A 12654-nucleotide genomic window follows, 5' to 3' on the forward strand; every position below is an offset into this window, starting at 1 on the left:
CATGTTGTTGATCCGCTGCCCCTGGTGCGGGCCCCGGGACGAGACCGAGTTCCGCTACGGCGGCCAGGCCCACGTGGCCCACCCGGACAACCCGGCCGACCTGGACGACGCGGCCTGGGCCGAGTACCTGTTCGTGCGCGACAACCCGCTCGGGTCCTTCCCCGAGCGCTGGGTGCACATCCACGGTTGCCGAAGGTGGTTCACCGTCGTCCGCGACACCGCGACCAACGAGATGGACCCCGAGGAGGTGGCGCGATGACCCGCCTCGGCATCGGCGGTCGCATCGACCGGACCCGCACCCTGCGGTTCACCTTCGACGGCATGGAGTTCACCGGCCACCCGGGCGACACGCTGGCCTCCGCGCTGCTGGCGAACGGGCGCGTCGAGGTCGGCCCGTCGATCTACCGCGACCGGCCCCGCGGCATCCTCACCGCCGACGGAACCGAGCCGAACGCCCTGGTGCAGGTGCTCAGCGGCGGACCCGAGCCGATGGTGCCCGCCACGCGGCTGGAGCTGTCCGACGGACTGCAGGTGGCCAGCCTGTCCGGCATCGGCTGGCTCAGCGACGCACCCGATCCCACCACCTACGACAAGAAGTACGTGCACGCCGACGTCGTGGTCGTCGGCGCCGGGCCGGCCGGGATCGCCGCGGCGCTGGCCGCCGGGCGCAGCGGCGCCCGCGTACTGCTGGTGGAGCAGGAGCGGGAGCTCGGCGGGACGCTGCTGGACGGCGGCGAGCGCATCGACGGCCGTCCCGCCGGCGAGTGGATCAGCCGGGCGGTGCGGGAGTTCGTCGAATCGCCGGAGGTGCGGGTGCTCACCCGCGCCACCACCGTCGGCCTCTACGACCACAACTACCTGCTCATCGCCGAGCGCCGCGCCGACCGCCAGCGGCTGTGGCACGTCCGCGCCCAGCGCGTCGTGCTGGCCACCGGGGCGCACGAGCGGCCGATGGTGTTCGCCGACAACGACCGGCCCGGGATCATGCTCGCCTCCGCGGTGCGCAGCTACCTCAAGCGGTACGCCGTGCTGCCGGGGCGGGACGCCGTCGTGGTGACCACGTCGGACAGCGCCTACCTGACGGCGTTCGACCTGGCCGGGGCCGGGGCGCGGGTCCGTGCGGTGGTCGACACCCGGCCGCGGCCGCCGCAGCGGCTCGTCGAGCAGGCCCACGCGATCGGGGCGCAGGTGTTCACCGGCTCGGCCGTCATCGGCACGTCCGGCCCGGGGCGGATCTCCGCGGCCCGCGTCGCCGGGATCGACGAGGCGGGGCTGATCAGCGGCGACCCGGTGGACCTGGACTGCGACCTGCTGGCCGTGTGCGGCGGCTGGAGTCCCGCGGTGCACCTGTTCAGCCAGGCGGGCGGCGCGCTGCGCTGGGACCGGCTGGTCGCGGGGTTCGTGCCGGAGCAGGCGCCCGGACTGCCCAAGGTGGTCGGCGCCGCCCGCGGCACCTACGACCTGGCGGGATGTCTGGCGCAGGGCCTGGCCGCCGGGGCCGAGGCGGCGACGGCCAGCGGGTTCCGGGTGGCCGCGCCCCCGGTGCCGCCGGTGGCGGGCGACCGCCCCGTCGCGCCGCCGCGCCCGCTGTGGGTGGTGCCCGCCGAGACCGGCGACCCGGCGCAGTGGACGGACCACTTCGTGGACCTGCAACGGGATTCCACCGTCGCCGACGTGTGGCGCGCGGTCGGGGCCGGCCTGCGGTCGGTGGAGCACGTCAAGCGCCACACCACCATCGGCACCGGCAATGACCAGGGCAAGACGTCCGGGGTGAACGCGATCGGCGTGATCGCCGAGGCGCTGCGGGCCGAATCGCCCGGTGAGGTGGGCACCACCACGTTCCGCCCGCCCTACGCGCCGGTGTCGTTCGCGCTGCTGGCCGGGCGTGACCGGGGCGAGCTGCACGACCCGGTGCGCACCACCCCGATGCACTCCTGGCACGTCGCCCACGGGGCGAGGTTCGAAAACGTCGGCCAGTGGAAGCGCGCGTGGTACTACCCGCTACCCGGCGAGGACATGGACGCCGCCGTGCAGCGCGAGTGCCTGGCCGCGCGCACCGGGGTGGCGATGATGGACGCCACCACGCTGGGCAAGATCGAGATCGTCGGCCCGGACGCCCCGGAGTTCCTCAACCGCATCTACACCAACGCCTTCGCGAAGCTGCCGGTCGGCAAGGCGCGCTACGGCGTCATGTGCACCGCCGACGGCATGGTCTTCGACGACGGCGTCACCCTGCGGTTGGCCGAGGACCGCTACCTGATGAGCACCACCACCGGCAACGCCGCGGCCGTGCTGGACTGGCTGGAGGAGTGGTTGCAGACGGAGTGGCCGCAGCTGGCGGTGCACTGCACCTCGGTCACCGAGCAGTGGGCCACGGTGGCGGTCGTCGGTCCGGACTCGCGCGAGGTGGTGGCCCGGCTGGCCCCGGACCTGGACGTCTCGGCGGCGGCGTTCGGGTTCATGGAGTTCCGGGAGACCGTGCTGCGCAACGGGATTCCCGCCCGCATCTGCCGGATCTCGTTCTCCGGCGAGCTCGCCTTCGAGATCAACGTGGCGAGCTGGTACGGGCTGGCGGTGTGGGAGGCGGTGTACGAGGCCGGGCAGGACTTCGGCATCACGCCGTACGGCACCGAGACCATGCACGTGCTCCGCGCGGAGAAGGGCTTCGTGATTGTCGGCCAGGACACCGACGGCACGGTGACGCCCCACGACCTGGGCATGGACTGGGTGGTGTCCACGCGCAAGGACTTCGTCGGCAAGCGCTCGTTCGCCCGACCCGACACCGCGCGCGCCGACCGCAAGCAGCTCGTCGGCCTGCTGCCGGTGGATCCGGCCGAACGGTTGCCGGAAGGCGCGCACCTGGTCGAACCGGATGTGCCGCTGGAGCCGCCGGTGCCGATGCTCGGGCACGTCACCTCCAGCTACCGCAGCGCCACCCTGGGCCGCACCTTCGCGTTGGCTCTGGTGCGGGGCGGGCGGCAGCGCATCGGCGAGGTGCTGCACGTGCCGGTCGACGGCCGGAGGATTCCGGTCGAGGTGACCAAGCCGGTGTTCTACGACGAGGAGGGAGCCCGCCGTGACGGTCGCTAGCCCGGCAGACCCGAGGGCCGCCGCCCTGTCCCTGCGCCGCAGCCCGCTGGCGGACCGGGCCGCCGAGCTCGCCGAGCGCGGCGGCGAGCGCGTCCGCCTCACCGAGGAGCCGTTCCTGACCCAGGTGGACCTGCGGGTGCACCCGGGCAGCCCGGCGGTGGCGCGCATCGAGCACGCCCTCAACCTGGCGCTGCCGCACCACGAACCGAACCGGGTCAGCGGCGACGAGACCGCGGCGGCGCTGTGGCTGGGCCCGGACGAGTGGCTGCTGGTGGCGCCCGACGGCCACGCCGAGCGCGTGGTAAGCGCGGTCCGGGGCGCCCTCGCCGACTCCTTGGGGTCCACAGTGGACGTCTCGGCGAACCGGACGACGCTGCGCCTGTCCGGCCCGATGGCTCGCGAGGTCCTGGAGAAGGTGTGCTCCCTGGACCTGCACCCGCGGTCCTTCGGCCCGGGCCGCTGCGCCCAGACCCTGGTGGGCCGCACCCAGGCGATTCTCTGGCAGCTGAGTGCCGAACCGGCCTACCGCCTGCTGGTCCGCTGCTCGTTCGCGAACTACCTGGCGGACCTCCTCCTGGACGCGATGGGTGAATTCACCACCTGATCACCGGAGACACCGACCACATGCGGGGCGCCCTTCGCCGGGCACCCCGCACTCGTCTGACCACCGCGGATGTCAGGTTCTGGCCAGCAGGGGAGCGGGGGACGGGGCGAGCGCGGTGACCAGGCGACGGCGGTGGACCGCGAACTGCTTCGGGCTGTTCATCGCGAACACCGCCGTCGTGCGGCCGCGGCGCTGGTAGGTCGCCACGAACCGGCGTGCCTTCAGCGAGCCATCCACGATGGTGATCCGGTCCTTCGGGCCCGCATACCCCGCGAACTGCAGCGTCGAACCGTACTGCCGGGACCAGAAGTGCGGCACTCCCGTGTAGGTGGCGACCGTGTGGCCCGCCAGCAGGTTGCGCACCGCCACCGGAGGCTGGTTCATCGCCGTGGACCAGTGGTCGCTGCGCACCGTGTGCGAGCGGTGCACCGGCTGGTAGCGGGCGACGGCGCCGACCGCCACCACGTTCGGCAGCGACGTCACGCAGCCGGAGTCGGTGACCACGCCGTCGCGCAGCTTCAGCCCGGAACCGCGCAGCCAGCGCGTGGCCGGTTCCGCGCCCACCTCGACGACCACCACGTCGGCCGGGATGACCCGCCCGTCGGCGAGTTCGACGCCGGTGACCCGGTCCTCGACGAGCACCCGGCTGGCCGGGGTCCCGCACCACACCCGGACCCCGTGGTCCTCGTGCTGGGCGAAGCACAGCGGCGCCAGCTCGATGCCGAGGGTTCGCGCCAGCGGCAGGTGCTGGGCGTCGACCAGCGTGACCTGCGCGCCCAGCGAACGGCAGGTGGAGGCGATCTCGGTGCCGATCAACCCGCCACCGACCACCACCACGCGCGCGCCCGCGCGGATGTCCTCGCGCAGCGCCATCGCATCGTCGAGCGTGCGCAGCCGGTGGCAGCCGGGGATGTCGGCCTCGCCGGGCAGCGTCCGCCTGGTCGAACCGGTGGCCAGCACGACGCCGTCGGCGCGGACCTCGCTGCCGTCGGCGAGCACGACGGCACCGCGCCGGGGGTCCAGCCGGACGGCGGCCACACCCAACCGCCACTCCGCGTTGAGGTCCGCTTCCTCCTGTTCGGTGCCCAACAGGAGCTCGTCCGGCTGTACTGTGCCTGCCAGGAACTCCTTGGACAGCGGTGGGCGGTCGTAGGGCCGGTGGGATTCCGCGCCGATGATGACCAGGCGCCCGTCGAATCCCTGTTCACGCAGTTCCTGTGCGGCTCGCCAGCCCGCCAGGGACGAGCCGACGACCACAACGGTGTTCATGCTCGGACCACGGCCGGTGCGGCGGCCCCAGGGAATGACAACAAGCCGACCTCCGTTGCACAATATGGAACACCGCGTAGTATGTGCAACAAATCTGACCCTTTTATTGCGACAACGTCAAGAGGGACAACGGCTGGTTCCGGTATGTGCACCTTGAGCGGATACGGTTGACCAGTGGGTAGCGCAGCTGAATCACGTGGAAGGAGTTCTGGCGCTCTGGTGCAGTCCGTCGATCGGGCTGTGACCGTCTTGGAACTGCTGGCGCGCAACGGCGAGGCCGGCATTACCGAGATCGCCGGGGAGCTGGGAGTGCACAAGTCAACGGCCTCCCGGCTGGTCAGCGTGCTCGAGGCACGGGGCCTGGTGGAGCAGCTCGGCGAGCGCGGCAAGTACGCCATCGGCTTCGGCATCGTCCGGCTGGCCGGGGCGGCGACCGAGCGGATGGACCTGCCGCGGCTCGGACGGCCGTTCTGCGAGTCGCTGGCCGCCGATCTGGGCGAGACGGTCAACATCGCGATCCGGGACAACGACGTGGCCATCAACATCAGCCAGGCTCGCGGCCCCGCCGCTGTCACGGCGCACAACTGGGTCGGCCAGCGCACGCCGCTGCACGCCACCTCCAGTGGCAAGGTGCTGCTGGCGCACGCGCCGACGGAGGACCAACAGGCGATCCTGTCCCGGCCCCTGGAGCGGTACACCACCCGTACCGTCACCAACGCCACCCAGTTGCGCAAGGACTTCGAGCTCATCGTCCGCGACGGGTACGCGACCAGCTACGAGGAGCTGGAACTCGGACTCAACGCCGCAGCGGTGGCGGTCTACAACAACGAGGGCGAGGTGATCGCGGCGTTGAGCGCCTCGGGCCCGTCGTACCGCTTCTCGCGCAAACGCATGCGTGAGGTGGTCGGCGCGATGCGCGTGGCCGCGAAGGAACTCTCCGAACAGCTCGGCTTCCTCGCGTAGCGCCCCGCGCAGCCGGAGGCGGGTGCACCCCGACGCGCCGATGCGTGCCCCGGTCAGTCGCGGGAGAGCCAGAGCTCTTCCAGGTCGAGCTGGTGCATGACCCGGCGCAGCACCTCGTCGTCGATGCGGCGGTTGTCACGGAATTGGACGAAGACGGCGCGCTCGGCCGCGAGCATCTCGCCGCGCAGGCGGCGGTACGCCGCGGTCGGGCTCTCGCCGATCTCCTCCGCCGACCGGCCCAGCCGCTCCCACGCCTGGTTGCTGCGCTGCTGCGCGGCGCGCCGCAACTGCTCGACGACGTCGCCGGGCGGCTGGGACTGCGCGGTCAGCTCGTCGAGCCGCTCGCGGGCGGCCCGCGCCGCGTTGTACTGCGCCTCGGCCTCGGCGAGCGCGTCGGTGTAGTTCTCGGTGCCGCGCACGCCCAGGGCGCTGATGACCCAGGGCAGCGTGGTGCCGTGCAGCAGCAGCGTCGCCAGCGTCACGAAGAACGCCAGGAACAGCAGCTCGTCGCGGTGCGGGAACGGCGCCCCGGTCAGCGTGCTGGTCGGGATCGCCGAGGCCGCGGCCAGCGACACCACGCCGCGCATCCCCGCCCACGCGACGACCACCTTGTGCCGCCAGTCGGGGCCGCGGCGCCGCAGCAGTTCGGGCAGGTACATCACCGCGAAGACCCAGGCGAAGCGCGCCAGCACCACCCCGGCGGTCAGCGCCAGCCCAGCCAGCACCAACGGCGCGAACGCGGTCGACACACCCTCGACCACACTGTGCAGTTGGAGCCCGATCAACGCGAACACGACCGCCTCCAGCAGCGTGTCGGCCGCGGCCCACACCGCCCGGTCCTGCAGCCGGGTCGCCGCGCTGCGCCACGGCGACCGGTGCCCCAGGTAGAGCCCGGCGACCACCACGGCCAGCACGCCTGAGGCGTGCACCTCCTCGGCGAACAAATACGCCACGAACGGCACGATCAACCCGACGGCGCTTTCCAACAGGTCGTCGCGCAGCAGCCGCCGCACCCGGTGCACCAGCCAGCCGATGGCGTACCCGATCACCACCCCGCCGACCGCGGCCAACAGGAACATCCCGACCCCGGCCAGCAGCGAGGAGGCGGTGCCGATGGCGGCGGCGACCGCGACGCGGTAGGCGGTGAGCGCGGTGGCGTCGTTGACCAGGCTCTCGCCGCTGAGCACGGTCATGATCCGGCGCGGCAGCCCCAGCCGCCGCCCGATCGCGGTGGCCGCCACCGCGTCGGGCGGGGCGACCACCGCGCCGAGGACCAGAGCCGCGCTCACCGGCATGCCCGGTACCAGCCACCACGCGATGACCCCGGCGACCGCGGTGCAGAACAGCACGAACCCGAACGCGAGGAGCCCGATCGCGCGCAGGTTGGCCCGGATACCGACCGTGGAGCTGTTCAGCGCCGCCGAGTACAGCAGCGGCGGCAGCACCAGCAGCAGGATCACCGACGGTTCGATCGCGTAGTCCGGTACCCCGGGGATCAACGACACGGCGAGACCGACCACCACCAGCGCGAGCGGCGCGGACAGGCCCAGCCGCCGGGCCACGGCGGTGACCGCGAGGGCCCCGGCCAGCAGGGCCATCAGCTCGGGTAGCTCGTGCATGCCTTCCCCCCCCCGCAACGCTGCGCGCACCGCGACCGGTGACGTACGTTCGACACGTCATTGTTCGGTGCAGACCGCGTGTCGACCAGCAGGAGGTTTCGATGTCCGCGAACTGCGCGCACCTGCTCGCCGCGGTAAACCGCACTCCGGTGCCGGGCAGCGCGGACGGGTGCGAGGACTGCCTGGCCGCCGGCCACCACGTGTGGGCCCACCTGCGGATGTGCACCGAGTGTGGGCACGTGGGCTGCTGCGACTCCAGCCCGAACAAGCACGCCACCGCGCACTACCGGCAGACCGGACACCCGGTGGTCCGGTCGTTCGAGCCCGGCGAGTCGTGGACCTGGTGCTACGTCGACGAGCAGCTCGCCCCGTGAACCCCCGGCGCCCGCGGGACACCAGGGGAGTTCGCGGTGCGCCTCAGAGTTCCTCGGCGGCCTCCTCGATGGACTCGCCCCGGCCGAGGCGGCTCCGGTGCTGGCTGTAGGCGAAGTAGACGACCAGCCCGATCAGCATCCAGATGCCGAACCGGACCCAGGTCCAGCCGACCAGGTTGATCATCAGGTACAGGCACGCGACCGCGGCCAGGATCGGGATGACCGGCGACCCAGGCACCCGGAACGCCCGCGGCAGGTCCGGCCGGGTCCTGCGCAGCACCAGCACGCCGATGGACACCAGCACGAACGCGAACAGGGTGCCGATGTTGGTCATCTCGGCGAGCACGTTGATCGGGGTGAACGAGGCGATGATCGCCACCACGATCCCGGTGATCACGGTGATCCGGTAGGGCGTGCGGAACTTCTTGTGCACCTTGGCGAACCACACCGGCAGCAGGCCGTCCCGGCTCATCGCGAAGCCCACGCGGGCCTGCCCCAGCATCAGGATGAGGATGACCGTGGTGAGCCCGGCGATGGCGCCGAGCGAGACCAGGCCCGCCGCCCAGGGCGCCCCGATCGCCTCGAACGCGGTGGCCATCGGCGCCGCGGTGTTGAGCTGGTCGTACTTGACGATGCCGGTCATCACCAGCGACACCAGCACGTACAGGACCGAGCAGACGGCCAGCGAACCGATGATGCCGATCGGCATGTCGCGCTGCGGCCTGCGGGTCTCCTCCGCACCGCTGGCGACGATGTCGAAGCCGATGTATGCGAAGAACACCAGGGCGGCCCCGGCCACCAGACCGCTGAGCCCGTACGACCCGGTCTGCCCGAAGAGCACGTTGACCACCGGTTCGTCCAGCGGCGCGGAGACGGCGCCGGGTTCCGGAGGCTGGTACGGCGGGATGAACGGGCTCCAGTTGGCGGCCTTGATGAAGAACGCGCCGAAGATGACGAAGAACAGCACCACGGCGAGCTTGATCGCCACGACCACGTTGGTCACCGCGGCGCTGAGCCGGATGCCGACCACCAGGACGACGGTCAGGATCAGCGCGATGATCGCGGCCGGCAGGTTCATCACACCCCCGGCGCCGGGCGCGGCGGTCAGCTCCGCGGGCAGCGCCAGGCCGACCGACTGCAGCGCCGCGACGAAGTACCTCGACCAGCCCACCGACACCGTCGAGGCGCCCACAACGAACTCCAGCATCAGGTCCCAGCCGATGATCCAGGCGAGGAACTCGCCCAGCGACGCGTAGGAGAAGGTGTAGGCGGACCCGGCGACCGGCACGACCGAGGCGAACTCGGCGTAGCACAGCGCGGCCAGCCCGCACGCGATGCCGGAGATGACGAACGAGATCGCGATGCCCGGCCCGGCGTCGGTGGCCGCGGCGACCCCGGTGAGGACGAAGATGCCGGTGCCGATGATGGCGCCGATGCCGATGCCCAGCAGATCGACGGCGCGGAGTACCCGTCGCAGCCGGAACTCGGGGGCCTCCGCGTCGCGAATGGACTGCTCGACCGATTTGACGCGCATGATGCTCATGGGTGGCCTCCTCACCCTGGTGCCCCAGCAGGTCGGTTGGCCCGCTCGCGCGTGGCGCGCTGAGCACCAGGATTGTGGCTGACATCACAAGTGGCAAGATGGTCAAGGACATCGTGAGGCGGCCGTGATCGGGGCCGTGGCGGCCTTCGCGCGACGCGCCGGGCCGGCAAAGCGCGGAGCGCAGCTGGTCGTACGAACGCGGTGTCCTGCTGCCGCTGCGGTGAATCAGTTCTGGCGGGTTGTCGGGTTGCGCCACTGCTCGTCGAGTGCGGCGGCCGCCGTGGTCGTGGTCTCCTCGTCGAGCCTGTCCGGGTCGACCCGCGGTTGCCGCAGCGTGCCAGGAGCGGCGACCGGTTCGAGGTCCGGGCGGGTCGGCTCGCGCCGCCGGGCCGGCGGGGCCATGGCGCGGGGCCGCGGTGGGGCCGGTTGGCTGCCGCTGAGGTACAGACCCTGCAGGACGAGTAGGACCACGCCGACCGCGAGCGAACCCGCGGCCAGCCACATGCCCCATGGGGCGCGGCCGAACCACCACAGCGCCGTTGGCACCCCGCACGCCACGCCGCACACGATCGCCAGCAGGTGGAACAGCAGGTGGACGGCGTAGCCTCTCACGACCCGGTTACCTCCCCTGGAATGCGATGGCGCAGCCGGAAGAATCTTCGGGCTGGAACGAACACGCCCGCCGCTCGCGAGCGGTTGCCCGGACATGTTCCGCGTCACACGGCGCGTCGCGAGGGGATCGGACCCCGGCGCCGATGGTAGCGCTCGTCGCGCCGCACCGACCGGAGCGAACAAGTCGGGAAATCTGACGAATGTGATCTTTTTTCACCTGTTCGGGGGAGCGCCGAGCGACGCGCCCAGCGGCCCCGACCTGCCGGAACTACCGTGAATCACAGCAGGTCCGCCGCGTCAACCGGGCAGTGGTGCGGCTGCCGGTCCGCCCCGGACGTGCGGTCTGCAACGCGGTGGGGGGGTGATGCCGGTGACCAATTCACTGGCTGGATTCGCGCTGGCTGCCACGGTCGGTCTGGGAGCGATTCCGGTGTGGCTCGTCGTGATGGCGTGGGTGGAGCGGATGATGCTCGGCCCCGGTCGGCTTCGGCGTGAGTCCGAACGCACTCGAACACCCGCGCGCCGCGGTGCGTCGGTGCTCGTGGTGGTGGCGATGGCCCACAAGGCGCTCGGCTGGCCCGGCGCGGTGCCCGCGTGGCGCCGCCGGTGCACGGCCTGTGCCGACGGGCCGGGCGCGATGCGCCGGCCCGGTCGGCGGCACCGCTTCGACCGGCCTACAACACGTGGCAGTCGGCGAAGTCGAAACCGGGCGAGACCACGCAGGTGACCAGCGTTTCGACCGTCGCAGCGGCGGTCGCCCGCTGCCAGGTCCCGGCCGGGACCACCGCCTGCGGCGTCTGCCCGGCACCCGCCCCGAGCACGATCTGGTCGGGCTTCGCCGCGGGTTGTGCGCCGCGCCCGCCCAGCGACAGCGTCAGCGGTCCGCCCCGGTGCCACAGCCACAGCTCGTCGGAACCCACGGTGTGCCAGGCGGAACGCTGCCCGGGCGGCAGCAGGAAGTAGATCGCCGTGGCCGACGGGCGCTCGCCCTGCGGTGCGTCGACCGGGACCGCGCTGGTCCACGTGCGCCGGTACCAGCCGCCCTCCGGGTGCGGCAGCAGGTCGAACTCCTCGGCGGTGCGGCAGCGCGTCTCCAGGGCCAGGAAACGGCCCGCGGCGTCGCGCCGGGCGTAGCGAACCCCGATCACCGCCTCCCGCTCGAGTGGACCGTAGACGTGCGGGAACAACGCGTCGGCGGGGACGCCGTCGGGAGGTGCCGGGGCGGCGGCCTCCCAGCGCACCGGCGCCGACAGCCGCGCCGGGTCCAGTTCCAGCGCCACCATCGGTTCGTCGACGTCGCGGTAGAACCGGTTGGCGACCGCCAGCGCGGTGTGTACGTCTGGCGAGCAGTGCACGAATCCGTCGACGTCGAGGGTGCCGCGGATCGGCGCGGTCCGATCGGCGTGGAAGATGCTCAACGGCAGCAGGTGCAGCAGCGTGGCGTCAGTCACCCGGCCAGTCTCTCGCGACCGACGGGCCGCGCGCGATCAGGGAACGGCGTGGCGGGGACATAGGATCTCCTCCGGGTTGCCGGTCGTGCCGAAGGAGGAGGCGTGGCTGTTCGGGTCGCGGTGCTGGACGACTACCAGGAGGTCGCGCGGGACTACGCCGACTGGGATTCGCTGCCCGCGCAGGTGGAGTTCTTCCACGACCACGTGCGCGACCGCGCCGAGCTGGTGCGGCGGCTGCAGCCGTTCCAGGTGGTCGCGGCGATGCGCGAGCGTACGCCGTTTCCGCGGGAGGTACTCGAGGCGCTGCCGAACCTGCGGCTGCTGGTGACCACCGGGATGCGCAACGCGTCGATCGACCTGGCCGCGGCCCGCGAGCTGGGGATCGTCGTCTCCGGCACCGGCGGGGCCGGTTCCGCGCGCCCGTGGGCGCCGACCGCCGAGCTGACCTGGGGGCTGATCTTCGCGCTGCTGCGCAACATTCCCGCCGAGGACCGGGCGATCCGGGAGGGCGGCTGGCAGCGGACCATCGGGGTGGAGGCCGCGGGCCGGACCCTGGGGGTGCTGGGCCTGGGCAGGCTGGGCAGGCAGGTCGCCACCGTCGGCCGGGCGTTCGGCATGGACGTGATCGCCTGGAGCCACAACCTCACCGACGAGGCCGCGGCGGAGGTCGGCGCGCAGCGGGTGGCCAAGGAGGAGCTGTTCCGGCGGTCGGACGTGCTGACCATCCACACCGTGCTCAGCGAGCGCACCCGCGGCCTGGTCGGTGCCGCCGAGCTGGCGCTGATGAAGCCGACCGCGTACCTGGTGAACACCTCGCGCGGACCGGTCGTCGACGAGGTCGCGCTGCGGGAGGCGCTGCACGCCGGCCGGATCGCGGGTGCGGGGCTCGACGTGTACGGCACCGAGCCGCTGCCGGCGGACGACCCGTGGCGGAGCACGCCGCGCACCGTCCTCACGCCGCACCTCGGCTACGTCACCGACGAGACCTACCGGGCCTTCTACCGCGACACGGTGGAGAGCATCGCGGCCTACCTGCAGGGATCTCCGGTTCGGGTACTCAACGCCGAATGAAGGGTGATACAAACCAGTCGGTCTGTTCGGGCGGGGCTGAGAACCGCCGGAACGGGTG

General features: G+C 72.2%; 11 protein-coding genes. 6 read left to right on the plus strand and 5 right to left on the minus strand.

Annotation, left to right across the window (positions count from 1 at the left end; translation table 11 throughout):
• The first annotated feature begins 1 nt into the window (after nt 1).
• The 3 genes from IEY17_RS05835 to IEY17_RS05845 are packed head-to-tail and all read left to right on the plus strand — an operon-like array spanning nt 2 to nt 3694.
• Nucleotides 2-259 (plus strand): sarcosine oxidase subunit delta, encoded by a 258-nt coding sequence (locus tag IEY17_RS05835; RefSeq protein WP_188986199.1) that lies wholly within the window; start codon nt 2-4, stop codon nt 257-259.
• Entirely contained in the window at nt 256-3090 is a 2835-nt protein-coding gene (locus tag IEY17_RS05840) for a sarcosine oxidase subunit alpha family protein (RefSeq protein ID WP_188986200.1), read from the plus strand. The genes IEY17_RS05835 and IEY17_RS05840 overlap by 4 nt, the downstream gene beginning before the upstream one ends.
• The gene (locus IEY17_RS05845) at nt 3077-3694 is read left to right on the plus strand and encodes a sarcosine oxidase subunit gamma (protein WP_188986201.1); all 618 of its coding nucleotides are present in this window, start codon (nt 3077-3079) and stop codon (nt 3692-3694) included. The genes IEY17_RS05840 and IEY17_RS05845 overlap by 14 nt, the downstream gene beginning before the upstream one ends.
• 72 nt (nt 3695-3766) lie before the next feature.
• Here the strand turns inward: IEY17_RS05845 and IEY17_RS05850 are convergent, their stop codons facing one another.
• Nucleotides 3767-4963, minus strand: coding sequence for an NAD(P)/FAD-dependent oxidoreductase (locus tag IEY17_RS05850; protein WP_188986202.1), 1197 nt, complete (start codon nt 4961-4963; stop codon nt 3767-3769).
• A gap of 219 nt (nt 4964-5182) precedes the next feature.
• Between IEY17_RS05850 and IEY17_RS05855 the strand changes: the two genes are divergently transcribed.
• Complete coding sequence (locus IEY17_RS05855; RefSeq protein ID WP_188986203.1) at nt 5183-5926, plus strand: IclR family transcriptional regulator; 744 nt, start codon at nt 5183-5185, stop codon at nt 5924-5926.
• A gap of 53 nt (nt 5927-5979) precedes the next feature.
• Here IEY17_RS05855 and IEY17_RS05860 read toward each other — a convergent pair whose 3' ends face one another.
• Nucleotides 5980-7545, minus strand: a complete 1566-nt coding sequence (locus tag IEY17_RS05860) for a Na+/H+ antiporter (protein ID WP_188986204.1) — start codon at nt 7543-7545, stop codon at nt 5980-5982.
• Nucleotides 7546-7646: 101 nt separating this feature from the next.
• Here IEY17_RS05860 and IEY17_RS05865 point away from each other — a divergent pair, with 101 nt between their 5' ends.
• Nucleotides 7647-7919: a UBP-type zinc finger domain-containing protein gene (locus tag IEY17_RS05865; protein ID WP_188986205.1), complete on the plus strand. Its 273-nt coding sequence runs from the start codon at nt 7647-7649 to the stop codon at nt 7917-7919.
• A 43-nt stretch (nt 7920-7962) separates the two neighbouring features.
• On the opposite strand, the gene IEY17_RS05870 is transcribed toward IEY17_RS05865, so the two are convergent.
• From IEY17_RS05870 to IEY17_RS05880, 3 genes are all read right to left on the minus strand, one after another.
• Entirely contained in the window at nt 7963-9462 is a 1500-nt protein-coding gene (locus tag IEY17_RS05870; RefSeq protein ID WP_188986206.1) for an amino acid permease, read from the minus strand.
• 225 nt (nt 9463-9687) lie between these two features.
• Entirely contained in the window at nt 9688-10074 is a 387-nt protein-coding gene (locus IEY17_RS05875) for a hypothetical protein (RefSeq protein ID WP_188986207.1), read from the minus strand.
• Nucleotides 10075-10748: 674 nt separating this feature from the next.
• The gene (locus IEY17_RS05880; RefSeq protein ID WP_188986208.1) at nt 10749-11525 is read right to left on the minus strand and encodes a cupin domain-containing protein; all 777 of its coding nucleotides are present in this window, start codon (nt 11523-11525) and stop codon (nt 10749-10751) included.
• 102 nt (nt 11526-11627) lie between these two features.
• Here IEY17_RS05880 and IEY17_RS05885 point away from each other — a divergent pair, with 102 nt between their 5' ends.
• The gene (locus tag IEY17_RS05885) at nt 11628-12596 is read left to right on the plus strand and encodes a D-2-hydroxyacid dehydrogenase family protein (protein WP_188986209.1); all 969 of its coding nucleotides are present in this window, start codon (nt 11628-11630) and stop codon (nt 12594-12596) included.
• Nucleotides 12597-12654 lie beyond the last annotated feature (58 nt).

This window comes from Saccharopolyspora thermophila, from assembly GCF_014646075.1.
GTDB classification, from domain to species: Bacteria; Actinomycetota; Actinomycetes; order Mycobacteriales; family Pseudonocardiaceae; genus Saccharopolyspora; species Saccharopolyspora thermophila.